At 63.8% G+C, this 25,311-nt stretch carries 24 protein-coding genes; 17 read left to right on the plus strand and 7 right to left on the minus strand.

Features of this window, described 5'->3' with window-relative positions:
• The first annotated feature begins 21 nt into the window (after window positions 1-21).
• From H7F36_RS05290 to H7F36_RS05320, 7 genes are all read left to right on the plus strand, one after another.
• Entirely contained in the window at window positions 22-693 is a 672-nt protein-coding gene (locus H7F36_RS05290) for an SRPBCC family protein (RefSeq protein ID WP_187053693.1), read from the plus strand.
• A 4-nt stretch (window positions 694-697) separates the two neighbouring features.
• Window positions 698-1,651, plus strand: a complete 954-nt coding sequence (locus H7F36_RS05295) for an AAA family ATPase (protein ID WP_187053694.1) — start codon at window positions 698-700, stop codon at window positions 1,649-1,651.
• Between the two features lie 7 nt (window positions 1,652-1,658).
• Window positions 1,659-2,825 (plus strand): VWA domain-containing protein, encoded by a 1,167-nt coding sequence (locus H7F36_RS05300; protein ID WP_187053695.1) that lies wholly within the window; start codon window positions 1,659-1,661, stop codon window positions 2,823-2,825.
• Between the two features lie 31 nt (window positions 2,826-2,856).
• On the plus strand, window positions 2,857-3,750 hold the full coding sequence (locus H7F36_RS05305; RefSeq protein ID WP_187053696.1) for an XdhC family protein: 894 nt from the start codon (window positions 2,857-2,859) through the stop codon (window positions 3,748-3,750).
• A gap of 1 nt (window position 3,751) precedes the next feature.
• Complete coding sequence (locus tag H7F36_RS05310; RefSeq protein WP_187053697.1) at window positions 3,752-4,429, plus strand: NTP transferase domain-containing protein; 678 nt, start codon at window positions 3,752-3,754, stop codon at window positions 4,427-4,429.
• Window positions 4,430-4,471: 42 nt separating this feature from the next.
• A complete protein-coding gene (locus H7F36_RS05315; RefSeq protein WP_187053698.1) occupies window positions 4,472-5,833 on the plus strand; it encodes a hypothetical protein in 1,362 nt (453 codons plus the stop codon).
• 95 nt (window positions 5,834-5,928) lie between these two features.
• On the plus strand, window positions 5,929-6,492 hold the full coding sequence (locus H7F36_RS05320; protein WP_187053699.1) for a hypothetical protein: 564 nt from the start codon (window positions 5,929-5,931) through the stop codon (window positions 6,490-6,492).
• Window positions 6,493-6,632: 140 nt separating this feature from the next.
• Here H7F36_RS05320 and gap read toward each other — a convergent pair whose 3' ends face one another.
• Together gap and H7F36_RS05330 are read right to left on the minus strand one after the other, a co-directional pair.
• Window positions 6,633-7,634 (minus strand): type I glyceraldehyde-3-phosphate dehydrogenase, encoded by a 1,002-nt coding sequence (gap, locus tag H7F36_RS05325; RefSeq protein ID WP_187053700.1) that lies wholly within the window; start codon window positions 7,632-7,634, stop codon window positions 6,633-6,635.
• Between the two features lie 62 nt (window positions 7,635-7,696).
• Entirely contained in the window at window positions 7,697-9,832 is a 2,136-nt protein-coding gene (locus H7F36_RS05330; RefSeq protein ID WP_187053701.1) for a transketolase family protein, read from the minus strand.
• Between the two features lie 109 nt (window positions 9,833-9,941).
• Between H7F36_RS05330 and speD the strand changes: the two genes are divergently transcribed.
• The 3 genes from speD to H7F36_RS05345 are packed head-to-tail and all read left to right on the plus strand — an operon-like array spanning window position 9,942 to window position 12,539.
• Window positions 9,942-10,331: an adenosylmethionine decarboxylase gene (gene speD / locus H7F36_RS05335; RefSeq protein WP_187053702.1), complete on the plus strand. Its 390-nt coding sequence runs from the start codon at window positions 9,942-9,944 to the stop codon at window positions 10,329-10,331.
• 50 nt (window positions 10,332-10,381) lie between these two features.
• Window positions 10,382-11,095: a nucleotidyltransferase family protein gene (locus tag H7F36_RS05340; protein ID WP_187054811.1), complete on the plus strand. Its 714-nt coding sequence runs from the start codon at window positions 10,382-10,384 to the stop codon at window positions 11,093-11,095.
• A gap of 55 nt (window positions 11,096-11,150) precedes the next feature.
• Entirely contained in the window at window positions 11,151-12,539 is a 1,389-nt protein-coding gene (locus H7F36_RS05345; protein WP_187053703.1) for an aminopeptidase P N-terminal domain-containing protein, read from the plus strand.
• A 1-nt stretch (window position 12,540) separates the two neighbouring features.
• Here the strand turns inward: H7F36_RS05345 and H7F36_RS05350 are convergent, their stop codons facing one another.
• A complete protein-coding gene (locus H7F36_RS05350; RefSeq protein ID WP_187053704.1) occupies window positions 12,541-13,614 on the minus strand; it encodes a LacI family DNA-binding transcriptional regulator in 1,074 nt (357 codons plus the stop codon).
• A 234-nt stretch (window positions 13,615-13,848) separates the two neighbouring features.
• Between H7F36_RS05350 and H7F36_RS05355 the strand changes: the two genes are divergently transcribed.
• From H7F36_RS05355 to H7F36_RS05385, 7 genes are read left to right on the plus strand one after another with little or no spacing between them, the layout of a single operon-like run.
• A complete protein-coding gene (locus tag H7F36_RS05355; protein WP_261802506.1) occupies window positions 13,849-14,883 on the plus strand; it encodes an ABC transporter permease in 1,035 nt (344 codons plus the stop codon).
• Window positions 14,884-14,906: 23 nt separating this feature from the next.
• Window positions 14,907-15,905: a substrate-binding domain-containing protein gene (locus tag H7F36_RS05360; protein ID WP_187053705.1), complete on the plus strand. Its 999-nt coding sequence runs from the start codon at window positions 14,907-14,909 to the stop codon at window positions 15,903-15,905.
• A 27-nt stretch (window positions 15,906-15,932) separates the two neighbouring features.
• A complete protein-coding gene (locus tag H7F36_RS05365; protein ID WP_187053706.1) occupies window positions 15,933-17,495 on the plus strand; it encodes a sugar ABC transporter ATP-binding protein in 1,563 nt (520 codons plus the stop codon).
• The gene (locus tag H7F36_RS05370) at window positions 17,492-18,523 is read left to right on the plus strand and encodes an ABC transporter permease (protein ID WP_187053707.1); all 1,032 of its coding nucleotides are present in this window, start codon (window positions 17,492-17,494) and stop codon (window positions 18,521-18,523) included. The genes H7F36_RS05365 and H7F36_RS05370 overlap by 4 nt, the downstream gene beginning before the upstream one ends.
• A 40-nt stretch (window positions 18,524-18,563) precedes the next feature.
• Window positions 18,564-19,571: a dihydroxyacetone kinase subunit DhaK gene (locus H7F36_RS05375; RefSeq protein WP_187053708.1), complete on the plus strand. Its 1,008-nt coding sequence runs from the start codon at window positions 18,564-18,566 to the stop codon at window positions 19,569-19,571.
• 7 nt (window positions 19,572-19,578) lie between these two features.
• Window positions 19,579-20,232 (plus strand): dihydroxyacetone kinase subunit L, encoded by a 654-nt coding sequence (locus tag H7F36_RS05380; RefSeq protein ID WP_222620436.1) that lies wholly within the window; start codon window positions 19,579-19,581, stop codon window positions 20,230-20,232.
• 10 nt (window positions 20,233-20,242) lie between these two features.
• Window positions 20,243-20,419, plus strand: a complete 177-nt coding sequence (locus H7F36_RS05385; protein WP_187053709.1) for a hypothetical protein — start codon at window positions 20,243-20,245, stop codon at window positions 20,417-20,419.
• Window positions 20,420-20,446: 27 nt separating this feature from the next.
• On the opposite strand, the gene H7F36_RS05390 is transcribed toward H7F36_RS05385, so the two are convergent.
• Genes H7F36_RS05390 through H7F36_RS05405 form a run of 4 tightly spaced genes read right to left on the minus strand, consistent with a single transcriptional unit; the run spans window position 20,447 to window position 25,307 of the window.
• On the minus strand, window positions 20,447-22,033 hold the full coding sequence (locus tag H7F36_RS05390) for an FAD-dependent oxidoreductase (protein WP_187053710.1): 1,587 nt from the start codon (window positions 22,031-22,033) through the stop codon (window positions 20,447-20,449).
• A complete protein-coding gene (locus H7F36_RS05395; protein WP_187053711.1) occupies window positions 22,030-23,580 on the minus strand; it encodes a polyamine aminopropyltransferase in 1,551 nt (516 codons plus the stop codon). The genes H7F36_RS05390 and H7F36_RS05395 overlap by 4 nt, the downstream gene beginning before the upstream one ends.
• Window positions 23,577-23,795, minus strand: a complete 219-nt coding sequence (locus tag H7F36_RS05400) for a DUF350 domain-containing protein (RefSeq protein ID WP_187053712.1) — start codon at window positions 23,793-23,795, stop codon at window positions 23,577-23,579. Before H7F36_RS05400 ends, H7F36_RS05395 begins: the two co-directional genes overlap by 4 nt.
• Window positions 23,796-23,822: 27 nt before the next feature.
• On the minus strand, window positions 23,823-25,307 hold the full coding sequence (locus tag H7F36_RS05405) for a DUF4178 domain-containing protein (RefSeq protein ID WP_187053713.1): 1,485 nt from the start codon (window positions 25,305-25,307) through the stop codon (window positions 23,823-23,825).
• Window positions 25,308-25,311: the final 4 nt, after the last annotated feature.

Below are 25,311 nucleotides of genomic sequence, written 5' to 3' on the forward strand. Positions count from 1 at the left end.
CGTGCCGAATCGGACACCAAGATGGAAGTCAAACTCGACAAACGTTACCCGCTCGACGTCGATAGCGCGCGTGCCTGGAAGATCCTCAGCGACGTGCCGGCCACCGCGGGCTGTATGCCCGGTGCGGCCATCACCGACAAGCTCGACGATACGCACTACAAGGGCAGCGTGAAGGTGAAGGTCGGGCCGGCCGCCGCGGCCTTCGCGGGTGATATCGAGGTGCTGGCACTCGACGCATCGGCGATGACCTTGCAGCTGCTCGGAAAGGGCGCCGACCGTGGCGGTTCGTCCGCGTCGATGAACCTCACGGCGACCATCGAGCCCGGCGACACGCCCGCGACATCGGTGCTGGTGGGCCATGCCGAAGTGATCGTCAACGGCAAGTTCGCGCAGTTCGGCGGGCGTCTGATGGTGCAGGTGTCGGACATGCTGCTAGGGCAGTTCGTCGACAACTTTCGGGTAGCGGCGGCGGCGCTGCCCATGCAGGGTGTTGCGACAGCGGCAGAAGCAGCAACAGAGCCAGCGCAGACGGCAGCGACGACAGCCGTGGCCCCCGCAATTTCACCCACTCCGACCGCCACACCCTTCGTCCCTGCAGCGCCCGCCAAGGCCAACGAGATCAATGCGCTGGCGATCTTCTGGCATCTGGTCAAGGGCTGGTTCTCAGGCCTGTTCGGCGGCAAGCGCGCTTGAGCTTATGACCAGCGAAGCCGAACTGCGAGAGTCGCTCTACCGCGCCGGCTACATCGCCGACGAAGGCTTGGTAACGACGCTGTGGCTGGCCGGCGAGTTACAGCGACCCCTGCTCGTCGAGGGCGATGCCGGTGTCGGAAAAACCGCGCTGGCCAGCGCGTTGGCGAAGGCGCGCGGACACGCACTGGTGCGGCTGCAATGCCATGAAGGACTCGACCTCTCGCAGGCTGCGTACGAGTGGAATTACGGCCGCCAGCTGATGGCGATCCGGTTGAGCGAGTCACATCCGGCGGGCGCGCAAGGCTTGAAAGAAGCCGATCTTTTCGCACGCGACTACCTGCTGGAGCGCCCCTTGCTCCAGGCCATTTCCAGCGAGCAGCCATGCGTGCTGTTGATCGACGAGATCGATCGCGCCGATGAAGCCTTCGAGGCCTTCTTGCTCGAGGTACTGGCCGACTACCAGATCACCGTGCCCGAGCTCGGCACGCTGCATGCCAAACACATTCCGCAGGTGGTGTTGACCAGCAACGGCACGCGCGAGTTGTCCGATGCGTTGCGGCGCCGCTGCCTGTATCACTACCTCGACTACCCGACGCTGGCGCGCGAAATCGCCATCGTGCGTGCGACCTTGCCGCAGGCCGAAGGCGCGCTGATCGAACAGGCCGTGGCCTTCGTGCAGCGCCTGCGCCGCGAAGACCTGGGCAAGACGCCGGGTGTCGCCGAAACGCTCGACTGGGTGCGGGCGCTGCACCGGCTGTCGTTCAAGGCTTTGCCCGACGATCCGCACGCGCTCACCGGGACGTTGGCGTGTCTCATCAAGACACGCGAAGACCGCTTCCAGATGGGCGAGGACCGTGTGCGGCAACTCATAGAAGGACGACGCACGGTGGGCGTGGCCGAGAAGGCGCCACAGCCGACGGCCGATGTCGCCTCTTCTTCGACGCCGACATCGGCTTGACCTTCGCATGACCACGCTCGCGCGCCCCCTCGAAAGCATCGCCGGCTTTGCGGCCCTGCTGCGCGACCACGGCATGAAAGTCGGCATTGGCGAGCAGCAGGCTTTCGTACAGGCGGCGTTGCGACTGCCGGTCGAGCGCGCAGCCAGGCTCGATCCGGCATGGCGTGCCATCGCCTGTCACGACGCGCGCGACTGGAAGTGCTGGCCCGAGCTGTTCGAAAGCTACTGGTATCCACAACGTGTCAAAGGGCGCGCCAAGGTCGGCGGGCAAACGCGGCCGAGCCGCAATCTGCAGCAAGCGGTGCAGAGCCTGCACGACAGCATGGACGGCGGCGTGCCTTCGTCGCGCCCCCGCAGCGCAGACACCGCGCTCGATGCGCCGCCGGCCATCGACGATGACGGCGCGTTGCAACGTGCTCAGGGCGGCGCGACGCGCACCGACGCACTGCACGACCGCAGTCTGTCGCAGTGGCTGCCGCAAGACCTTGCGCTGCTGCAGTGCCTTGCCGAGCAGATCGCGCGACGGCTTCGCAAGCGCCTGACGCGCCGCTGGCACGACGACACGCACGGCCGCCGGCTCGACATGCGCCGCACCTTGCGTGCGAGCTTGCGCACCGGCGGCTTGCCGGTGCACCCGGTCTGGCGTGCGCCGCGCCGCGAATGGCCGCGCCTCTTCATCCTGGTCGACGTCAGCCGTTCGATGGAAACGCACGCGCAACTCTTTCTGCGCATCGCACGTGCCTTCGTCTCGACCCTGAACGCCCGCGTATTCGTGTTCCACACACGCCTTGCGGAGGTGACGCCGCTGTTGCGCAGCGACTCGGCCGCAGTACAGGAAAAGGTCAACGCCGTCACCGCAGGTTTCGGCGGCGGCACGCGTATCGCGACCAGCATCTCCGACTTCCACGCGGTGCATGCACGCGCGCAACTCACGCGCAACGCGCGGGTGTGGGTGCTGTCGGATGGCTTCGATGCCGATGCGCCCGAGCGGCTGGCCCAGGAGTTGGCACGAGTGCGCGCACGTGGCGCGCGAGTGCACTGGTTTCATCCGTCGGAGGCACTCCCCGCCTCGGCGGCGATGCAGCCCGTCGTCGCACAACACGGTTTGGTCGAGGGCTTTTCACGGCTCAACAGCCTGCGTGATCTGGCAGACCTTTCCAGCCATCTGCGCTGAGGCGCGAGCGAACAGAACAAAGGATTTCGACATGAGCAATGCAGACACCGTCTTCGAAGCGGCGCGCCGGATGCAGCAGGCCGGCACACCCTGCGCGCTGGTCAGCGTGGTCAAGGCCCTGGCGCCTGCTTCAGCGCACGTGGGGGACAAAGCCATCGTCACTGCCGATGGCGAGATGCACGGCTGGGTCGGCGGCGGCTGTGCGCAGCCGGCCGTCATACGAACCGTGCGGCAAGCCTTGCAGGACGGCCGCGCTCGGATGATCCGCATCGCGCCGGCCGAAGAAGGACACGAACGTGACCTCGGCGACGTGCTCGAGTTCGGCATGGCGTGCCACTCGGGCGGCACGCTGGAGCTCTTCATCGACCCGCTGTTGCCGCGCGCCGAAATGGTCGTCATCGGCAGCTCACCGGTCGCTGCCAGCCTGGTGCAACTGGCGCCACGCGTCGGCTTCGCGGTGACGCTGGTGGCCCAAGGCGCGAAGGTGGCCGACTATCCGGATGCATACCGCGTGATCGATCGCGACGACGCCGCCACGGTGGCACCGCAAGTCGGTGCGGATGCGTGGGTCGTGATCGCGACGCAGGGGCGGCGCGATTTGCAGGCGCTGGGCCTGGCGCTTTCGCTGAATGCACGTCAGGTGTCGTTTGTCGCGAGTGCGCGCAAGGCACAGGTGCTGAAAGACTCGCTGATCACCGCGGGAGCCGATGCCGAGGCGGTGGCCGCCATCGTCGCACCGGCCGGTTATCCGATATCGGCTTCCACGCCTGAAGAGATCGCGCTGTCGGTATTGGCCGCCGTGGTGTCGAACCGGCGGGGCGCCGCAAGAGCAGCGGTAGAAATGCTTTCCGCTGCAGTTCCGACGGTTGCGGCCGTTGCACCGGGCGAAGTGCCGGCCAAGGCCTCCTGCTGCGGAGGTGGCTGACATGGGCTGCATTCTCAAGGGCGGTGGCGGTCTCTATTCGCGCGTCGTGGTCGGCGCGGTGCTGCTGGCGGCGGGCTCGGGCAGCCGGCTCGGCGGGCGACCCAAGTCGTTGCTCGAACTGGGCGGCGTGCCGCTCATCCGGCGACAGCTGATCGCGCTGTCGGGCGCAGGGGTCGACGAGGTGGTGGTCGTGCTCGGTCACCATGCGGATGCGATCGAAGCCTCGGTGCGCGACTTCCCAGTGACGCTCGCGCGCAATCCTTCCCCCGACGATGGTCAGGCCTCGTCGGTACGCATCGGCCTGCAGGCGCTCGCCGGCAAACTCGATGCCGTCATCGTCGCGCTGGCGGACCAGCCGATGATCAATGCACAGGACATCACCGCGCTGATCGGCGCCTTCAAGAAACGCGGCGACGCGTCGATGGTGGTGCCGCGCGTGGCGGGCGAGCCCGGCAATCCGGTGATCTTCGAGGCCGAGCTGCGAGAACAATGGCTGGCCGGCGACGTCGATACCGCATGCCGTCGCTGGCGCGACGTCAACCCCGAGCGCGTGCTCTGGTTCGACACCGACAACCAGCGCTACCGCGTGGACATCGACACGCCGGAAGACATCGCGCGCTTCGTCGAGCGCACCGGGCACGGTCTGCGCTGGCCGGCAGCGCTGGCGACGACCGACTGACGCCTCGCTGGATTTGCGCCGGCACGCGCCATGCAACGCACGATGACGGCTCCCGCCTCCACTTTCGCGCGCGTCGATGGGGCGACAGCACGTCTGCACACGACCCGAGCACTCGCCTGGACCCTTTTGCTGACGGGCTGGATCGGCCTCGGAACCGTGGCGCAGACGCTGACGTCTGGGCCTCTACAGGCCTTCGCAGTGCTCGCGGTATGGCTGCTGTCGATCGGCTTGTTCACTGAAGCGCTGCGTCGATTTCCGCCGCGCCGATGGCTGGCCGTTGTGCTGCTGCTCGCCGCCGCGCTGTCCGCGGCGTCAGCGCTCCACGCCGCATTGCGGGGGGGCGGCATGGGCGTCGTCATCGCTGCAGCGATGAGCTGGGCCTTGCTCTTTGCATTGGCGTCGGCCACGGTCCGAGCCTGCCGCGGGCCGGGCAGGCCGCGGCGGGCGTCGCCCGTCGTGGCAGGCGCCGTGGGCGCGGCGCTGGCACTCTGGTGCATCGGTGATCCGACGGCTGTGAACGCCATGGGCGCCCGTCTGGCGAACGGCGCGCTGATCGCTGCGCTGCTCCTCGCCGCGCTCATGCCACGTGGCGCCGTCGCATCCAGCAAAGGCCGCTGCGCACTGCTCGATGGCTCCATACCGGCCTGGGCGCGCGCCGCCTCGGGCCCATCTTCGCGGTGGCCGAAGAAGGCGACGTCGCTCGTGATGTTGCCGATGATGTGCAGCTTGCCGCTGATGGTCGGCTGGTGTCGCGGCAACGGTGTCTCGCCCGAACTCGTGCTGGGTCTGCACCTTGCTGCCATGTTCGGTCCCGCCGTGCTTTTGAAGTTGGGTCACGTGACGGTTGCCGCCAGAGCACCCGCCTTCTGTGCCGTGCTGCTGGTGCTCGGCGGGACCGCGTGGGCACTTGCGCCGGGCGCGTCGGCGTGGTGGTGGCTGGCGCTGGCGCATGGCGGCGCATGGAGTGTGGCGTGGGTTGCCAGCCTCGAGGCAAGCGACGAGCGTCCCATGCGCCGCCCGGCATCGGGGTCACGCATGCTCGCAGCCGCGATGGTCGACGCTTTGGTCGTGCTGGGACTCGGCAGCGCCGTGTCGGTCGCGGGCTTCGATGCGCTGGCTGCAGCGCAAGTCGCACTGGCCGCTGTTGCCGCCATTGGTTTGGCAGCGCTCGGCAGTGGGTTAATGCCGAGTACTTTTGTAGCCAAGATCCGACGCAGCGTGGACTGCTTCCGAAGACAATCGGCCGGCGCACGGTGCGCAAGGCTAGGAATTTCCGGATGGCTGTGGTTTGCGAAACGTGTGGAACGTCCAATCGGGACGCGGCCCAGTACTGTCGCGGCTGCAGTGGCAAGCTGCCAGCGTTCTACGCAGTGCCCGGCCGCGCGACAGCGCCTGCGAGCTTGAGCGGTCGGCTGGCGCAGACCGGTGCCAACGGCTCGACTCGCGGGCATGTCTCACAACGACCGCCCGCCGAATCGGCGCTTTCGACCCATCGCAAATTGAAGATCCGTGTGACGCCGATCGGCCTTTCGCTGGCGAGTGGACTCATGCTGGCGCTGCTGCTCGCCATAGGGCTTATGTGGTATCTCGGGCAGTCGGCAGCGGCGCGCATTCGCGCCGGCGCATCGGTTGGTACGGCCCAGGCGGCCACGGCGAACGGTGTCGGTGTCGGTGTCGGTGTCGGTGCAAAGGAAACAGCAAAGCCGTCGGCCTCACCAGCCGCCGTGCCGAGCCAGCGCAGCGAACGCGACGCCGCAGCGCTTGCCGCAGCCGACGCCGCGATCGCGCTGTTGTCCAGACCGCCGAAGCGGGCAGCGCCGGACACGCCATGGGTGGCTTCGACACCGCCCGAGAAGACGACGGCTGCGCGCACTTCAGCGCCATCGCCGGCACGGGTTTCGGGGCGCGACCCGACAGCGCAGTGCGCGGAGCTGAACTTCTTCTCGCGTGCCATCTGCGTCAACAACGTGTGTGCCGATCCGGTCTTTGCCAGCCACCCGCAATGCCAGGTCGCGCGCCTGCAACGGCAGCATGACGAAGCGCGGCGCAACACACCCAACTGAGCTGAGCTGAGCTGAGCTGAGCTGAGCTGAGCTGAGCCGGAGCGGGCGAGCCGGGCGCAAAAAAAGCCAGCAGACCCCGAAGAGTGCGCTGGCTTGCGGGGAGCGGATTCGCTTTCGCCGTCGCCGGTCCGCGCGTGCTTTTACTTGGAGACGACCTTCACCATCTCCAAGCACTTGTTCGAATAGCCCCATTCGTTGTCGTACCAGCTCACCAGCTTGACGAAGGTGCTGTCGAGCGCCAGGCCGGCGTCGGCGTCGAAGATCGAGGTGCGCGGGTCGCCACGGAAGTCGGTCGCGACGACCTTGTCTTCGGTGTAGCCCAGCACGCCTTTCAGGGCGCCTTCGCTCTGCGCCTTCATCTCGGCGCAGATTTCCTTGTAGGTCGCTTCCTTGATCAGCTCGACCGTCAAGTCGACCACCGACACGTCGGAGGTCGGCACGCGAAAGCTCATGCCCGTCAGCTTCTTGTTGAGCTCGGGAATCACCACGCCCACCGCCTTGGCCGCGCCAGTGCTCGAAGGAATGATGTTCTCCAGAATGCCGCGGCCGCCGCGCCAATCCTTGTTGCTTGGGCCGTCGACCGTCTTCTGCGTCGCGGTGGTGGCGTGCACCGTGGTCATCAGGCCGCGCTTGATGCCCCACTTGTCGTTCAGCACCTTGGCCAGCGGGGCCAGTGCGTTGGTGGTGCAGCTGGCGTTGCTGATGATGGCTTCGCCGGCGTACTTCTTGTCGTTGACGCCATAGACGAACATCGGCGTGTCGTCCTTGCAGGGCGCCGACATGATGACCTTCTTGGCACCCGCGTCGATGTGCTTCTGACACGTTTCCTTGGTGAGGAACAGGCCAGTCGATTCGAGCACGATGTCGGCACCGACGTCGCTCCACCTCAGGTTGGCCGGGTCGCGCTCTTGCGTCAGGCGAATCTTCTTGCCGTTGACGATCAGCGTGTTGCCGTCGACCGCGATCTCGCCCTGGAACCGGCCGTGCACCGAGTCGTACTGCAGCATGTAGGCCAGATAGTCGGGCTCGAGCAAGTCGTTGATGGCAACGATCTCGATCTCGTTTCTGAAATTCTGCACCGCTGCGCGCAGCACGTTGCGACCGATTCGGCCGAAGCCGTTGATGCCGAGTTTGATTGCCATGTTGACTTGCTCCTGAAGGTTGAAAAAACGACTGTGTTCTTTGGTTCTCGACTGCGCCAGGCTCAGCGCTTGAGCACCGCTTCGACCGTGGCTGCAACGTTCTCCGCCGTGAAGCCGAAGTACTTGAACAGCTCGGGCGCGGGTGCCGATTCGCCGAAGGTGTCGATGCCGACCACGGCCGCGCAACCGTACTTCCACCAGCCGGCCGTCACGCCCATTTCGACGGCGATGCGCGGCAGCTTTTTCGGCAGCACGTCCTTCTTGTAAGCGACGTCCTGGCGGTCGAAGGTGGTGGTCGAAGGCATCGACACGACCCGCACTGCGATCTTCTTTGCAGCGAGCAGTTTCTGCGCGGCCAGCGCGAGTTGCACTTCGGAGCCGGTCGCGATGATGACCGCGGCGGTCTTCTTGTTCTTCATGCCGACCGCTTCCGGCTCGGACACCACGTAGGCACCGCGGCTGATGTCGCCGAGGTCGGTCTTGGGTGCGTAGGCGATGTTCTGGCGGCTCAGCAACAGGGCCGTCGGGCGCGTGGCGTTCTGCAGCGCAACGGCCCATGCGACCGCGGTTTCGGCCGTGTCGCCCGGACGCCAGACGTCGAGGTTGGGGATCAGGCGCAGCGACCATGCGTGTTCGATCGACTGGTGCGTCGGGCCGTCTTCGCCGAGACCAATGGAGTCATGCGTGAAGACGTGGATCACGCGGCGCTTCATCAGCGCGGCCATGCGAATAGCGTTGCGGCTGTAGTCGCTGAACGTGAGGAAGGTGCCGCCATAAGGGATGTAGCCGCCGTGCGCGGTGACGCCGTTCATGACTGCGGCCATGCCGAACTCGCGCACGCCGTAGTTGATGTGGCGACCGATGATGTTCAACGGCTCGGCGGACGCAACGGTGACGACGCTGTCTGCCGCGCTGGCGGGCTTGGCTTCGTCTTCGGCACCCTGCTTGGCAGGCTGCGCAATCGCGCCGAGCACGACGGCACCGGTCTTCGGGTCGAAGCGCAGCGGCGGTGTGCTCTTGGTGTTGGTGAGGTTGGAGCCGGTCAGGTCGGCGCTGCCGCCGAGCATTTCCGGCAGCGCCGCTGTGAACGATTCGAGCGCGAGCTGGCTGGCCTTGCGGCTGGCCACAGTCTCGGCCTTGGTGTGCGCAGCGACGACGGTGTCGAAGGCGGTCTGGTTGAAGTCCTTCGGCAGCTCGCCTCTCATGCGGCGGGTGAACTCCGATGCCAGTGCCGGGAACGCCGCGGCGTACGCGGCGAAGCGGCTGTTCCAGTCGGCTTCGACTTCGGCGCCAGCCGCCTTGTGGTTCCAATCGTCATAGACCTCTTTGGGAATCTCGAACGCTGGGTAGGGCCAGTGAAGGGCCTCGCGCGTGAGCTTGATCTCTTCGGCGCCGAGCGCCTCACCATGGGCCTTGGCCGTGCCCTGGCGGTGCGGGCTGCCCTTGCCGATGATCGTCTTGCAGATGATCAGCGTGGGCTTGTTGTCGTCAGCGCCGCTCTTCTTTGCCTTGGCAATGGCCTTGGACACGTCCTTCTCGTCGTTGCCGTCGAGTGGGCCGATGACGTTCCAGCCATGCGCCTCGAAACGCTCGCGCGTGTTGTCGATGAACCAGGGCTTGACCTGGCCGTCGATGCTGATGCCGTTGTCGTCGTACAGCGCGATCAGCTTGCCGAGCCGCCAGGCACCGGCGAGACCGGCGGCTTCGTGGCTGATGCCTTCCATCATGCAACCGTCGCCCAGGAAGGCGTAGGTGTGATGGTCGACGATGGTGTGGCCCTTGCGGTTGAACTCGGTCGCGAGCAGCTTTTCAGCCAGCGCCATGCCGACCGCGTTGGTAATGCCCTGGCCCAGCGGGCCGGTGGTGGTTTCAACGCCCGGCGTGACGTCGATTTCCGGATGACCGGGCGTCTTGCTGTGCAGCTGCCGGAAGTTCTTGATCTCCGACATCGGGAGGTCGTAGCCGGTCAGGTGCAGCACCGAATACAACATCATCGACGCGTGGCCGTTCGACAGCACGAAGCGATCGCGGTCGAACCAGTGCGGATTGGCCGGGTTGTAGCGCAGGTGCTCGCTCCACAACGCGACCGCCATGTCGGCCATGCCCATGGGCGCGCCCGGGTGCCCCGAGTTGGCTTGTTGGACGGCGTCCATTGCCAACGCGCGAATCGCGTTGGCCATCAGGGCTTTGTTGGCCATGTCGGGGGGCTTTCGGGGAGAGTTTTGGGGGAATGGATATTTTAGGTCGTCCGTCGCCTTGGCTTGGGCGGCAGTCGGCAACCCCGCAAGGCGCGCTACATTCAAGCCCATGCAGGGCTTGCACCTCACCGCCGACCTCCACGATTGCCAGTGCACCGCGCACTGGCTGCTCGACGCCGAAGCATTGGGGGCGGCATGCGTGGAGGCCGTCGAAGCGGCGGGGCTGCAATGCGTGGCCCGGCTGTTCCACACCTTTCCTGCCACCGCGCACGGACCGGGCGGCGTGACCGCCACACTGCTCCTGGCCGAATCGCACTTGTGCCTTCATACCTGGCCCGAGCAACGCGCCGTGACGCTCGACGTCTACGTCTGCAATTTCGGCGGCGATCATTCGACCAAGGCGCACGCGCTGCTGAACGCGCTGGTCACCTTGATGGCGCCGCGCCATGTCGAGCGCCACGCACTGCAGCGCGGCGAAGTAATGGCCCTTTCCTCGTGAAAGCGGAAACCGATATCCCGAAAGCGAACGCTGCGCGCAGAGCGGCAGCCGTGATCCTGGCTGCTGGCCGTGGTGAGCGCATGCGGCCCTTGACCGATCACACGCCCAAACCGCTGCTCGAGGTGCATGGCAAGCCGCTGATGCAATGGCCGATGGAAGCGCTGACGCGCGCGGGGTTCGGCGACATGGTGGTCAACACCGACTGGCTCGGTGAACAGATTGCACGCCGCTTCGGATCGCAGCCGTTGTTCGACGCTGTCGGCACGGCATCGATCGCGTACTCCGACGAGGGCCGCGACTTCGGCGGCGCGCTCGAAACGGCCGGCGGCATCGTTCGTGCGCTGCCGCTTCTCGGCGATGTCTTCTGGGTGACCGCAGGCGACGTCTTCGCGCCAGAGTTCGCGTTCACCCGGCAGGCCTTCGATCGGTTCGTCGCCAGCGGGAAGCTCGCGCATCTGTGGCTCGTGCCGAATCCCGCGCACAACCCGAAGGGCGACTTCGGCATCGCCCCCGACGGCCGAGCGTTGAATCGAGCCATCGCCCCGGACGCTGCGTACACCTTCTCGACCATCGCCCTTTATCGGGCCGCCCTCTTCGCACCTCCGTACTGCGGCATCCCCGCCGGGAATCCGGCCGGCATCAAAGCCCCGCTGGCCCCGATCCTGCGTGCCGCGATGGACAATGACCAGGTAAGCGCAGAGCTCTACACCGGACCCTGGACCGACGTAGGCACGCCCGAGCGACTCGCTGTTTTGAACCGCTGAATTGCACCGCCGGGTTGAACCGCTGACGACCACACGAGATGACGAAAGACACGCCATGACAGACACCTCGATCTACGCCGGCCGCCGCGCCCGCCTTGCCGCCCAACTCGGCCGCGACGGCATCGCCATCATCCCGACCGCACCTGAACGCCAGCGCAACCGCGACAGCGACTTTCTGTTTCGGCACGACAGCTACTTTTACTATTTGACCGGCTTCACCGAACCCAACGCCTGGCTGCTGCTGGCTGGCGACGGTCGTGCCACGCTGTTCAGCGCGCCCAAGGACCTGGAGCGCGAGATCTGGGACGGCTTTCGACTCGGCCCCGACGCCGCGCCGTCCGCGCTCGGCATCGATGAGGCTTTTTCGGTCACGGATCTCGACGCCAAGCTGCCCAGGCTGCTCGAAAACAAATCGACCGTCTGGTATCCGTTCGCGACGCACAAAGGACTCGAAACCCGAGTCGACGGCTGGCTGCAGTCGGTGCGCGCCCGTGTCCGATTCGGCGCGCTGTGCCCCGAAGAGCAACGCGATCTCTGCGGCCCGCTCGACGAAATGCGGCTGGTCAAGGATGCGCATGAGCAGGACGTGATGCGCCGCGCCGCGCAGATCAGCGCGCGTGCGCACATCCGCGCGATGCAGCTCAGTGCCCGCATGCTGCGCGAAGGCAAGGAGGTGCGCGAGTACCACCTCGATGCCGAGCTGTTGCACGAGTTCCGCCTCGGCGGTTCACAATACCCGGCGTACGGCTCGATCGTGGCCGCCGGCGCCAACGCCTGCGTGCTGCACTACCGCGCCGACGTGGCACCCGTGCATGCCGGCGACCTGGTCCTCATCGACGCCGGCTGCGAACTCGACAGCTATGCCAGCGACATCACCCGCACCTTTCCGGCCGACGGCAAATTCACCGGCCCGCAGCGCGCGCTGTACGACCTGGTACTGGCGAGCCAGGACGCGGCCGTGGCTGCAACCAAAGCCGGCAACCGCTTCAACGACCCGCACGAGGCGACAGTGAAGGTGCTCGCGCAAGGCATGCTCGATGTCGGCCTGCTCGACGCCAACAAGGTCGGCAGCGTCGACGACGTGATTGAAAAACGCGCCTACTTTCCGTTCTATATGCACCGCACCAGCCACTGGCTCGGCATGGACGTGCACGACAGCGGCAGCTACGTCGAACCGACGCAGGTCGGCGAAGTGAGCGAGCGCAAAGACCCGCTGTCGAACGAAATCATCAAGAACCGGCCGAGCCGCATCCTGCATCCCGGCATGGTGCTGACCATCGAGCCCGGCATCTACGTGCGGCCGGGCGAAGGCGTGCCCGAGCGCTTCCACAACATCGGCATCCGCATCGAGGACGATGCGATCGTCACCGCGACGGGCTGCGAATTGATCTCGCGCGGGGTGCCTGTGAACGGGGACGAGATCGAGGCGTTGATGCGGGCTTAGGTCAGGCCGCCAATGCGGCTTTCACCCGTGCTGCGACCGTTACGGGATCAACCGCCTTCAGCAGCACGCTCCCCCGGACGATCAGGTCGGCGCCGACCAGTATCTTGACGGCAGGATTGCTCATCTGAGACCGGGTTTGTTCGGCGAGCAGCGTGATGGCGAGATAGCCGATCTTTTGCTTGGACACGTCGATGGTCGTCAACGGCGGGTCCATGGTTGCGCTCATCGGCAGGTTGTCGAAGCCGATCAGGGAAAGATCCTGGGGAATCCGGATGTCGAACTCGCGCAATGCCTTGATGCATCCGTACGCAATGATGTCGTTGGTGCAGAAGTAACACTCCGGAACCGTCAGGCCGTCCTGCAGCTTTCGCAACATGTCTTGGTACGCGCCCTCGTAGGTCGAATCGACCGTGACGATATCGCGCGGACTGAACTTGAGGCCGAACGCTTTCATGCCCTCCACGAATGCTTCGCGGCGCAAATGAAAATTGATCGTCTTGACGTTGCTTGCAATGAAGCCGATTCGCCGGAACCCACGCTCCACGAAGTGCGACAGGATCTTGTAGACCGCGTCCTTGTTGTTCATGTTGACGAAATTGCACTCGAGCACGTCATAGAAGGTGTCGATGACGACGAGCGGAATCTCTGTGGCCTGAAATAGCTGAATATCCCCTTGCGTCAACTCCGTGCCCAACACCACGACGCCACTCAGGTTTGCACCCGCAAGCGAGGCCACGACGTCCTCGATCGACTGGCCCTCATGGCTCACAACCTCCAGCTTGAAGCCACGTTCGGTCGCGTGTTGGGACATGCCATCGATGTAGTCGGAGATAAAGGTGTTGTGGTCGCGGTTCACGGTGTGGCCGTGCTTGGCGATCTTTAAAAAACGCAAGGTGCCGACGTGACCCGCCTTCGCGGCTTTGGCCGGTTTCGGCATGTAGTTCAGCCCTGCCGCGGCCACCAAAACTTTCGCGCGGGTCTCGTCCGAGATTGCACCTTTGCCGTTCAGGACGAGCGATACGGTGGCCGGTGAAACCTGGGCAGACAGGGCAATGTCTTTGATGGTCGGCGTCATGCGATCGGTGCTTTCCGTGTTCGCGACTTCGCGCGAACACAATTTTATTTTAGTAAATAGTAGCTGAACGACCCCGTTATCAACCAACTGTTCTCACTAATTTTCCAATTGACTGTGTTTTCAGTCGACTGATAGTTTGAGCATCTCCATTGGTAATCCACAAGGGTTTTTACCGATTCTTGACGTAGCTCGACATCCTAGGATATTAACTAAACGTCAATAGGTTTTAGCAAAGTGAGTGCCAAGCGCGATCCGCAACTGCTGTTCCTTGTCGGCATCAACCTCGTTGTGTTGCTGGCCGGAGCCGTCATGTCGCGCGGGGCTTTCATCGACCCGTACAACCTTCAGTCGATGGCCGGCCAGTTGCCCGAGCTCGGCTTGCTCGCAATGGGCGTGATGTTGGCAATGAGCTCCGGCAACGGCGGCATCGATCTGTCGGGCATCTCGTTGGCCAATCTGGCCGGCGTCACTTCGGCGTTGTTGGTGTCGCCGCTTATCTCCGCCGATGACGCCCCGATACTCTTCACGGCAGCCTTCGCAGCGGTCGCCCTCGTCGTCGGATTGGTCGGCGGCATCGTCAACGGGCTTCTGATCGCACGAATCGGCCTGACTCCGATTCTGTGCACGCTGGGTACCCAACTCGTGTTCACCGGGCTGGCCGTGGTCTTGTCGGGCGGGCCGTCGGTCAGGGTCGGGAGTGCCGGGCCATTGATGGAAATCGGCAACGGCTTGGTTTTCGGGGTGCCAATTTCGTTTCTCATCTTCTGCGCCGTCATGGTGTCGGTCGGCGCGGTTCTGAAGTTCAGTCCCTTTGGCATCCGCTTGTTTCTCATGGGCACGAATCCCAAGGCGGCGCGGTACGCAGGGTTCGGACAGACCCGCCTGCTCGTCACGACCTACGGTCTTTGCGGCGTGCTTGCCGGGGTCGCCGGTGTGCTGATCGCTTCGAGAAACGTCAACGTGAAGTGGGACTACGGCCAGTCGTATCTGCTGATCGCGATTTTGATTACCGTCATGGCGGGCGTGAAGCCGGAAGGTGGCTATGGCCGGATGACTTGCCTCTTCCTGTCTGCGACGGCGCTGCAATTGCTGTCGAGCATGCTCAATTTTGCCGACGTTTCGAACTTCTTTCGCGACTGCGCCTGGGGTGCTCTGCTTCTGGCGTTTCTCGCCATCAGCCGCTACGACATCGGCAGCCTTTTCAGACGACCGATTCGATCTGTCACCTCCTCGCTGCAGACCCCTCCTGCATCGAAGACTCTGTCCTGAGGGTTTAGAAATTGGAGACTCGCATGAAACGCATTTCTTTCAAGGCTTCCGTCATCGGAGCGGCATTGGTTGCCACCGTCGGCGTGCTGAGCGCGCAAGACAAGCCCGTGATCGCGACCGTGGTCAAGATCAGCGGGATTCCATGGTTCAACCGGATGGACGTGGGTGTCAAGGAATTCGCCGCATCGAACCCAACGCTAGTGGCAAGCCAAAGCGGCCCCGCTACGGCCGACGCCGCACAGCAGCTGAAGATCATCGACGATCTGGTCGCCAGAAAGGTCAGCGCGCTGGCCGTGGTGCCGATGGACCCGGCGGTGATCGAAGGCGTGCTCAAGCGCGCCATGGACCGCGGCATCGTCGTGGTCACTCACGAAGCCGATAACCAGAAGAACACCAACGCCAACATCGAAGCGTTCGACAACGCCGCCTACGGCACCGCGTTGAACGAGAAGCTCGCCAACTGCATGGGCAAGCAGGGCAAGTGGACATCGTTTGTCGGATCGCTGGGAAGCCGCACCCATCTGCAGTGGGTCGATGCGGGGGCCGCGAATGCCAAGAGCTACCCGGGCATGACACTGGTCGACGCCAAGAACGAGTCATTCGACGACGCCAACAAGACCTATGAGAAAGCCAAGGAGATCCTTCGCAAGCACCCCGATATTCGCGGTTTCCAAAGCTCTGCGGGCAACGACGTGCTCGGCATCGGACGCGCCATTGAGGAGGCTGGTCTGCAAGGCAAGGTCTGCTTGGTCGGGACCGGTCTGCCCAACCCTTCTGCCAAATTGCTCGACTCTGGCGCCATCACGGCGATTGGCTTCTGGGATCCAAAAGATGCCGGCATCGCGATGAACACCGTTGCCAAGATGCTGCTTGAAAAGAAGGCTTTGACCGATGGCATCAACCTTGGCGTGAAAGGCTACGAAAAAGTCTCGGTCACCAAGGGACCCGGAACAGGATTGCTGCTCGTCGGTAACGCCATGGTCATTGCCGACAAGGTGACTTACAAGAACTACCTGTTCTGATCCGATAGAAGCAAAGCGGGCCAGACGATGGAACCACGGCAAAGCTCAGACGAGGTTGCGACTGCGCCCGCATTTCTTAAAGTACAAGGCATCCACAAACGGTTTGGGGGCGTGCATGCGCTGCGTGGCATCGACCTTCGCATTGAACGGGGTGAGATCTATCACCTGCTTGGTGAAAACGGCTGCGGCAAGAGCACGCTGATCAAGATCATCTCGGGCGCGCAGCCGCCCGATGAAGGCGTCATCTGGCTCGACGGCACCGCTTTCAGTTCACTGACGCCGATCGAGTCGCTGACGGCGGGCATCGAAACGGTATATCAGGACTTGTCGCTGATACCCAATATGACGGTCGCCGAAAATGTGGCCTTGTCGGAGCAATTGGTGCGCTACGGCGGCCGGCTGGCACGGCGTCTGGATCGCAATGCGATGCGATCGACAGCGCGCCGCGCCCTCGCCTCGGTCGACCTGGCGACGGACGACGTGTTTCTGGACACGATCGTCGCCGACTTGCCACTGGCCGTTCGGCAACTCCTGGCCATCGCGCGCGCCATTGCCACACGGGCCAAGCTGGTCATCATGGACGAGCCCACCACCTCGCTTACCCGAAAGGAAGTGGACAACCTGATCCGCGTGGTGGACGAACTTCGGCGAGAACGGGTGGCCGTTCTATTTGTGACCCACAAGCTCGACGAGTGCTATCGAATCGGTGGCAACGCAATCGTTTTTCGTGATGGGCAATGCGTGGCCCAAGGACCCGTCCACAGTTACTCGAAGTCCGAGCTCGGCCACCTGATGACCGGCAAGGTCATCGATGGAAGCCGATACCGGCGCGGCAGTCCGGATGGGCAGCTTTTGTTGCGTGTCGATAACCTGGGTTGTGGAGACTCTTTTCGGGGCGTGAGTTTTCAGGTCGAGCGCGGCGAAGTGCTTGGCATTACAGGGTTGATGGACTCCGGGCGAAACGAACTGGCATTGGCCATCGCCGGCGTACTCGGTGCAACTTCCGGCGTCATCAGCATGGACGGGACGCCTATCGCATTGACTCGACCGTCGGACGCGATCGAACACGGGATCGGTTACGTGCCGGAGGATCGACTGGCTGAAGGACTGTTCCTGGACAAGCCCATCCTGATCAACATGAGTGCACTGATCCTGGACCGCTTGAAAAACCGCCTGGGTTTGCTCGACAGGCCCAAGGCGCGATCGATTGCAGAAGGGCTGGTCGCCGAGCTGCGCGTCATGACACCGAGTGTCGATCTCCCGGTGCAATCGCTTTCCGGCGGCAACCAGCAACGCGTTCTGATCGGACGATGGCTCACCATCCAACCCAAACTGCTGCTGCTCCACGGTCCGACTGTCGGTGTCGACGTCGGCTCCAAAGACACGATCTACAAAGCCATCCAGGCGTTGGCCGAAAAAGGAATGGCGCTCATCGTCATCAGCGACGATCTCCCGGAACTGCTGCAAAACTGCGACCGCATTCTGGTGATGCGTCACGGCGAGGTCGCGCGGGAATTTGCGGCCAACGATGCCGACGAAGAAAGCCTGTACGACACCATGGTGGCTGCGCAACGAGAGACCGCTTCATGACATCGGCCAACATCGTGATCGTCGCTCCGCCGACACGCGTGCCGTGGCCGATCCGGCTGCGGATTCGCCTCGACCGCCGCCCCGAGCTTTTCACCTTGTTCCTGCTGGTGTGCCTGTGCGCATTCGTAGGGATTGCCAATCCGGACTTCTTCCAGGCCGCGACTCTTTTCGACCTCGCGCGCTCGAGCGTGGTCACCGGGCTGTTTGCGCTGGGCGTGTTCGTTATTTTGGCGGCGGGTGGCATCGATGTGTCCTTCACGGCAATCGCCGCACTCTCGATGTATTCGGTCACGCAACTGGTGGTGACGCACTTCCCGAGCGCGCCACTGATACTGGTGTTCGCCGCCGCAGCGCTGGGCGGCGGCGTGCTCGGCCTGATCAACGGCTTCCTGGTCCACGAACTCAAAGCGCCATCGCTCATCGTCACCATCGGCACTCAGTACTTGTTCAGAGGATTTCTTCTGACCTTCATCGGTACGGCATGGGTCGCTTCGTTACCCGATCAAATGGACCATTTCGGCAAACTCGCCTTGATCGAGTTCGTCTCCGTACGCGGCACCAAAGCCATGTTGCCGGCGTTCTTCCTGGCGTTGCCTGCAGTCGCCGGCCTCACTTGGTGGATCCTCAATCGGACCCTCATGGGGCGCGCCATCTTTGCCACTGGCGGCAGTCGCGATGTCGCAGAGCGCCTGGGCTACAACTTGCGCGCGGTGCACTTCTTCATCTTTGCCTACACCGGCGCTCTTGCCGGGGTGGCGGGAATGATCCACGTCTGCAGCAGCCGAATGGCCAACCCGTTCGACCTGGTCGGGATGGAGATCGACGTCATCGCCGCGGTCGTACTGGGCGGTGCGCGCATCACCGGCGGTACCGGGACCGTCACCGGCACTGTGCTGGGCGTGGTGCTGGTCGTGGTCATCAACAACGTGCTGATCATGGCGGGCGTGCCGAGTACCTGGCAGCGCCTGGTGGTCGGCGCCTTCATTCTGGTTGCAGGTGCGTTCTTTGTGGTGCGCCGCCGGCGTTGACCGTGCCAAGCGCAAGAACGAAAAACATAAGGAGAAGAATATGAAGAAGTTTTTAAATCAAGCTGAAGACTTCGTCGACGAAATGCTCGACGGCATCTACACCGCGCACCCAAAGCAGGTCGGCTTCGTAGCGCAGGATCGCCGATGCCTCGTGTCAACGCAGCCGCGTATCAAGGGCAAGGTCGGCCTTGCGACCGGCGGTGGCTCGGGGCACTTGCCGTTGTTCCTGGGCTTCGTGGGCGCGGGTCTGCTGGACGGCGCCGCTGTCGGCGGCGTCTTCCAATCGCCGAGCGCCGACCAGATGTACGAAGTTACCAAGGCCATCGATCAGGGTGCCGGTGTGCTCTATATCTACGGCAACTACACCGGCGATATCCTGAACTTCGACATGGCCACCGAAATGGCCGAAATGGAAAATATCCGGGTGTTGTCGGTGGTCGGCAACGACGACGTCGCTTCTTCGCCGCCAGGGCAGGAACACAAGCGGCGTGGCGTTGCAGGCACGTTCTTCGTCTTCAAGGCAGCTGGCGCCGCAGCGAGTGAAGGCATGGCCTTGGACGAAGTCAAGCGCGTTGCCGAAAAGGCCAAGGCCAATACGCGCACCATGGGCGTGGCACTGAGCAGCTGCATCGTGCCGGAGGTCGGCCACGCGACGTTTTCCATTGGTGAAGAGGAGATGGAAATCGGTATGGGAATTCACGGCGAGCCAGGCATTCGGCGCGGCCCGTTGTTGTCGGCCGACGCGGTGGTCGACGAGATGATGCGACCCATCCTGGCTGAACGTCCTCTGGGCAAAGGCGACGAAGTCGTCGTGCTGGTGAACGGTCTCGGCGCGACACCCAAGGAGGAGTTGTACATCCTCTTTCGGCGAGTCTCGGGGATTCTGAAAGAGCGCGGAGTTTCAATCTTTCACGCCTACGTAGGCGAGTTCGCCACCGCGATGGAAATGGCGGGTGCATCGATCTCTCTGCTCTATCTGGACGATGAACTCAAGCGACTGATTGCGGCGCCAGCGCAGTCTCCGTTCTTCATGCAGAACCCGTTGTGAGGCTTGCATGATGCAAAGCATCGGAAAGACTGATCTGGCCGGACTGTTCGAACGCCTGCGTGACGTTTTTGCCCAGCAACGCGCATTCCTGATCGAGCTCGATGGAAAGGTCGGCGACAGCGACTTGGGCATCACGATGAACAAGGCCTTCGCCGCTGCCTTCGTCTCGGTCCAGGCCAACACGGGCGACTCGATCGGCAAGACACTGCAGCTTGCCGGTATGGCGATCGCCAAGGCAGCGCCATCGACCATGGGCACGTTGACTGCGACCGGTTTCATGAGTGGCGGCAAGGCTCTGGGCGAATGCCTCACGCTTTCCACTGCCGAATGGAGTGTTTTCTGGCGGGCCTATCACGATGCCGTAGCGCAGCGCGGCAAGGCGCAGCCGGGCGACAAGACGGTGGTCGATGTGCTCGGTCCGATTGCAGCCTCGCTCGAATCGTCAGCAAAGACGCAATCGCCGCTGCCGGATGCGCTGACGCTGGCAACCGAGGTCGCGGCGCAAGCACTCGAAGCGACCCGCACGATGGTGGCTCAGCATGGCAAAGCCGCCTGCTTCCAGGAGCAGTCGCTGGGCCTGCAGGATGCGGGCGCGACGGTAGCGTTCCTGCTCATCGACACGCTGCGTGCTTTCGCCACGCAAGACGAAAGCACGAAATAAGTCGCTGGCCATGGCCAAGAAGTCCGGTCGCGACGGCCACGAACTGATCACGCTGTGGGGCGAATCGGACTTCCGCTCGCCGATGATCGACGGCGACTTCGCGGTGTCGTTTCACCTGCGGACGATGGTGAAGGACACGGAGTTGATCCGCAACCACTCAGAGAAATTCGGCGTACCGGTCATGTGATGCCGCCGCCCTGAAGAGCCGCTGTCTTCAAGACTCGAGTCCCGCGAAGTGGCCGCGCGTGAAGGCCTCTTCGAAGATCGAATAGCCCGACCAGTCGGCGTGCGCGAAGGCCAGTCGGCCGCTCACGATGCGTTCTCTTCTTTGCGCGGCACCCAATTGGGTCAGCAGCCCCGGCGTCGGCATTGCCATGGCATGCCCGTAGCGCGTGATGTCGATGCGCGTCGTGAGCGAAGGCAAGTCCGGATGCGGCACCGACAACTCGGCGAGCAGGTCGTCACGCCAGCCGCTCCATGGCCGGTCGAGCAACAGCTTTCGACCATCGCCCGTATCGCTCGCGCTCGGGCCTAACGGGCGGTACCAGCTCAGCACGGTCGGTGCGGGCGTCGGGTCGAGCGTCTGATGGCGCGCATCGACGTAGCCCAGGCCGGGCGTATCGTAGACGAGGTTATCCCAGCTCGGCGCAGCGCCGTGCCCGTTGTCGCCGAGCGGCGCGCGCAAATGCACGTTGGCGACGAGCCACGGTGCGTAGCGCACGTTGGCCGCTGCATTGCGAAGTACGGCGGGCGAGTTCTCGACCACACGTGCCGCGATGAAGACCGGCAGCGCGACGATGCAACGCTCGGCCTCCCAGCGCATCGTCGTATTCGTCGCGGCATCGAATGCATCGACCTCGACGCCGGATCGCGATTCGGCAATGCGCGTGACAGCATGTGCCACTTTGATCCGGTCGCCGAGTGGCCCGACCATACGACGCGCGAGCCACGCATTGCCTTCGGGCCATGTCAACACAGCGTCGCGTTCTCCGCTGTCGTCGCCCGGCGCATGGAAGCCGTGTCGGCTTGCAAAGTAATGGATGCCAGCCCAGGCCGAGACGTGTGCGAGGCCAGCGCCGTAGTCGTCGCGGCAGCAATAGTCGAGGTACCAGCGCAGATGCGTGTCACCGAGGCTTTCCTGGTCGAGCCATGCCGCGAAGCTGACCGCATCGAGCGCCAGCATCTCGGGCGTCGCTGCCATCTTTGCCATTGGGATGGCGAACCGCGTCTTGCGCTGCGACGCTTCGACGCGGGAAGCAAAGAGCCTGTACTGCGCGAGCGTCGACTCGGTCACGCCATGCACCGGCAGCAGGCCTTCTTGCCACTCGCCTTGAAAGAACAGCCGCTCCTGCGGGCTGTGGCACAAGTTGCGCTCGTCGTACTCCCAACGGCCACTCACGCGCTTGCGCAAGCCGAGTTCTTCGAGCAGGTCTTGCACTTCGCTCGCGTCATCGCCGGGCACCGGCAGGTAGTGGGCACCGAGTGGGCAGGCGATGCCTTCCAACATCCCACCGCGGCTGTTGCCGCCAGCGCTGTCTTCCAGTTCGAGCAGCACGAAGTCATCGATGCCGGAGAGTCGCAGTGCGCGCGCGGCGGCCAGGCCCGCCACGCCGCCGCCAGCGATCACGACACGTGTGCGGAACACTGTTGTCGGCGTCGATGCCTTCAGCGCACCGTCCCGCAGCGCATGGCCTCGTGCCACTTCGATGCCGGTGAAGCCGCCCTCGATCGACTGTGGGGCGTCGCAGCCGGCGAGCGCCAGGGCGCCTGCGGTCGCCGCGATGAAATCTCGCCGCTTCAATGCGCGACCACCTTGCCCCACTCGCTCTCGTAAGTGGTCACCAGGATCTGGTTCGACAGCCGGTTGACCTCAGTCGGCACGCGTGCCATGTCGAGTGGAAAGTCGAACATCAGCGGCAGCGTCGCCGCCGACAAAAAGCGCAGGCCGCCAGGCAGCGCGTCAGGTGCGCGCCATGGCCGGCGGCTCGCGATGATGAAGCCCCATTCGCCAAAGCTTGGCACATGCACGTGATACGGCGTGGCCGTGAGCCCCACCGATTCGATGGTCGTCGCGACGGTCCAGAAACTCTTGCGCGCAACCAGCGGGGACGTGGTCTGGATCACTGCATAGCCACTCGCAGAAAGCCGCTTTTCGAGCAGCGCGTAGAAGCTGTTCGTGTAGAGCTTGCCGATCGCGAAGTTGGTCGGGTCCGGGAAGTCGACGACGATGACATCGAACATGTCGCCGGGTTGCTGCAGCCATTGGAAGGCATCGGTGTTGACGATCTTCACCTTGGGCGATTTCAGAGAACCACCGTTAAGCGCAGCCAGCGTCTCATGGTCGGTAAAGAGCTTCGTCATGTTCGGGTCGAGCTCGACCAGCGTGACCTCTTCGACCGACGGGTATTTGAGGATTTCGCGCACGGCCATGCCATCGCCGCCGCCCAGCACCGCAACGCGCTTTGGCGCACCTTGCGCCGCCATGACCGGATGCACCAGCGCTTCGTGATAGCGGTACTCGTCACGCTCGGCGAATTGCAGATTGCCGTTCAAGAACAAGCGATGCCCGAGCAGGCCACGCGTGACGACGATGCGCTGGTACGGTGACGTGGTGCTGAACACGATGCGGTCTTGATAAAACTTGTCTTCGGCCAGCGTCGTGATGTGGTTAGCAAACACGAAGGCGGTGCCGATCGCGATCAGCGCCAATGCACAAGCCGTTGCATGCGCGCCGATGCCGCGCAGCTCATGCCGGAACAGCCAGAGCGTCCACACGGCCACCGCCGCATTCATGAATCCGAACAGCAGGCCGGTGCGGATCATGCCGAGCTGCGGCACCAGCACCAGCGGAAAAGCGATCGATACAGCCAGTGCGCCGAGGTAGTCGAAGGTCAGCACCTGCGACACCAGATCTTTCAGCAGCACGTTGCGCCGAAGGATGCGCATGACCAGCGGAATCTCCAGCCCTACCAGCGTGCCGACAATCATCACGAGCCCGTAGAGCAGCAGTCGAAACGAACCCGGCAGGTACGCGTTGGCGAGAAAGAGGATGGCCGGCAACGAGCCGCCGACAACAGCCACCAGCAGTTCGATGCGCAGAAAGTGCGCGGGCAACTGCCGATCGAAATAGCGCGAGAGCCACGAGCCCACGCCCATGGCAAACAGATAGGTGCCGATGATGGTGCTGAACTGCAGCACCGAGTCGCCGAGCAGGTAGGAACTCAGCGCTGCCGCGCTCAGTTCGTACACCAGCCCGCAGGCCGCGACGACGAAGACGCTCGCGAGCAGCGCAATTTCGACCGGCTGCGGGCCTGTCGAGCGAGGCCCGCTCAGCGCACTGTCGGTCAATGAATCGCAGCGGCAACGATGATGCAGATCCCGAGGCTCATGGCCGCGACCACCAACCCCAAGGCCACGTTGTGCTTCTCGACGATTTCGTGCCAGAGGTCGTAGGGCGTGAGCTTGTCGATGATCAAAAAGCACAGCCAGAAGATCAGCACGCCGATCAGCGCGAAGACCAGCGACGACAGGATCACGCCCGGCTTCAAATATTCAAATCCCATGATGAGGACCTCCGGAAAAAATGGATGTCATTTGTGGCCACCACCACTCGAAAAACCGCCGTATGAGCCGCCCGAGCTCCGTGAGCCGCCCGACGAGCTGCTGCAAGTGCTAAGGATGATCAACAGAACAATGATCACCACACCGATCAGGATGATGGTGCCGCAGCCCAGGCCAGATCCCAACGCCGCACTCACCGGCAGCACGTCGCCGCGCTTGAACATGTCCTTCTTCGCATCGAGCTTGAACGCGCTGGCCACTGTCGCGCTGTCGAGCTTGCCACCGGAAGACCATGTCAGCTCGTTCGCCGAACGCTCCATGGACAACAGTGTGGCGCCGGCCGCGAAGTCACGGTTGAAAGTCTTTTGCCCACGCTCAACTTTCCAGTAGAACTCCCCCGCCACATAGGTCGTCTCGGCGTTGTAGGCGTACTGCTGCTGAAAGCGCTTGCCCATGTACGTGGCAGCGGAACCGCTTTCGGCCATGGTGGGCGCGCCGGTGGTCGGCTGCACCATGCTCCAGCCGTCGGTCGCGTCGACCAGAAAGCTGAAGCCGCGCTTCTTGTTGTAGAGCAGGTATTCGTCCCAGCCGAACATCTCGTCGTCGCCGGGCTCCTGCCCCATTCGATGCTGAAACCCAACCACCTGCCACGACGCGCCTTGCAGCTGCCCGAGTGCACCGAGCGCGATGAGCGGGCGCACCGGCTCGGCTTGCTCGGCGTGCTTCAGTTCACCGCCGATCCCCTGCGTCAGGTCGATGATGCTGTTGCATGCGCGGCAGGTAATGGTCTTGCTGTCGGCGAAGTTGACCGTGACCGGCGCGCCGCAGTTCGGGCAATTGAAGCCGCGGCCTTTTTCTTCTTTGCCCGATTCGTCGCGCAAGCCGGCGAGCTGCAGGTCTTCGAGCAGCACCGATCGACCCAGGCTGGCCGCGGGCGGCATGCTGCCGTAATCCAGGCTCAGCACCAGGCCCTGGTCGTTACGCAGTTCGACCATCGCGAACGGTTTGCCGAGATCGGGCAGCTTCGGCAGCTCGCCTTGCGCCGACACCAGCGTCACTTGCTGGTTCGACGCGACGGTGTAGTTCTGGCCGTTGAACGCGGTGGTCGCGCCGACGACCAATGCTCCGGCCGACGGCGCCGGCTGCTTCAGCTCGTACGGCAGCGTGAAGACGTAGGCGCCGTTGTCTTCGCTGAGCGTGCCCGTGCGGTCGCCGTCGAGTCGCGCGATCCACTCGGTCCAGCGGCCGCCTTCGTAGGCGTACTGCAGACGACCGACCAGCGTGAAGGGCTTGTCCTGGATGCGACCGGCGGCAAAGAGCTGCAACGGGCTGAAGTCGTCGAACAGCTCGGCCATCTTGCCGATGCGCGCCAGCGTGTCGCCCTGTCGCACGACAGTGCTCTGGCAATAAGGGCAAATGGCGAACGTCGACTGCGCCGACCGGAATTCGACCGGCGCGCCGCAGCCGGGACACGGCGCGCGGTAGTAGCGCTGGCTGCCGGTGGCGTCAGCCACGGCA

Source organism: Variovorax sp. PAMC28562, from assembly GCF_014303735.1.
Lineage (GTDB): Bacteria > Pseudomonadota > Gammaproteobacteria > Burkholderiales > Burkholderiaceae_C > Variovorax.

What these genes read in the sequence shown, in the direction of transcription:
- H7F36_RS05290 (WP_187053693.1), top strand. Translation starts at nt 22, where the DNA reads ATGGAAGTCAAACTCGACAAACGTTACCCGCTCGACGTCGATAGCGCG.
- H7F36_RS05295 (WP_187053694.1), top strand. Translation starts at nt 698, where the DNA reads ATGACCAGCGAAGCCGAACTGCGAGAGTCGCTCTACCGCGCCGGCTAC.
- H7F36_RS05300 (WP_187053695.1), top strand. Translation starts at nt 1,659, where the DNA reads ATGACCACGCTCGCGCGCCCCCTCGAAAGCATCGCCGGCTTTGCGGCC.
- H7F36_RS05305 (WP_187053696.1), top strand. Translation starts at nt 2,857, where the DNA reads ATGAGCAATGCAGACACCGTCTTCGAAGCGGCGCGCCGGATGCAGCAG.
- H7F36_RS05310 (WP_187053697.1), top strand. Translation starts at nt 3,752, where the DNA reads ATGGGCTGCATTCTCAAGGGCGGTGGCGGTCTCTATTCGCGCGTCGTG.
- H7F36_RS05315 (WP_187053698.1), top strand. Translation starts at nt 4,472, where the DNA reads ATGACGGCTCCCGCCTCCACTTTCGCGCGCGTCGATGGGGCGACAGCA.
- gap (WP_187053700.1), bottom strand. Translation starts at nt 7,634, where the DNA reads ATGGCAATCAAACTCGGCATCAACGGCTTCGGCCGAATCGGTCGCAAC.
- H7F36_RS05330 (WP_187053701.1), bottom strand. Translation starts at nt 9,832, where the DNA reads ATGGCCAACAAAGCCCTGATGGCCAACGCGATTCGCGCGTTGGCAATG.
- speD (WP_187053702.1), top strand. Translation starts at nt 9,942, where the DNA reads ATGCAGGGCTTGCACCTCACCGCCGACCTCCACGATTGCCAGTGCACC.
- H7F36_RS05345 (WP_187053703.1), top strand. Translation starts at nt 11,151, where the DNA reads ATGACAGACACCTCGATCTACGCCGGCCGCCGCGCCCGCCTTGCCGCC.
- H7F36_RS05350 (WP_187053704.1), bottom strand. Translation starts at nt 13,614, where the DNA reads ATGACGCCGACCATCAAAGACATTGCCCTGTCTGCCCAGGTTTCACCG.
- H7F36_RS05360 (WP_187053705.1), top strand. Translation starts at nt 14,907, where the DNA reads ATGAAACGCATTTCTTTCAAGGCTTCCGTCATCGGAGCGGCATTGGTT.
- H7F36_RS05365 (WP_187053706.1), top strand. Translation starts at nt 15,933, where the DNA reads ATGGAACCACGGCAAAGCTCAGACGAGGTTGCGACTGCGCCCGCATTT.
- H7F36_RS05370 (WP_187053707.1), top strand. Translation starts at nt 17,492, where the DNA reads ATGACATCGGCCAACATCGTGATCGTCGCTCCGCCGACACGCGTGCCG.
- H7F36_RS05375 (WP_187053708.1), top strand. Translation starts at nt 18,564, where the DNA reads ATGAAGAAGTTTTTAAATCAAGCTGAAGACTTCGTCGACGAAATGCTC.
- H7F36_RS05380 (WP_222620436.1), top strand. Translation starts at nt 19,579, where the DNA reads ATGATGCAAAGCATCGGAAAGACTGATCTGGCCGGACTGTTCGAACGC.
- H7F36_RS05385 (WP_187053709.1), top strand. Translation starts at nt 20,243, where the DNA reads ATGGCCAAGAAGTCCGGTCGCGACGGCCACGAACTGATCACGCTGTGG.
- H7F36_RS05400 (WP_187053712.1), bottom strand. Translation starts at nt 23,795, where the DNA reads ATGGGATTTGAATATTTGAAGCCGGGCGTGATCCTGTCGTCGCTGGTC.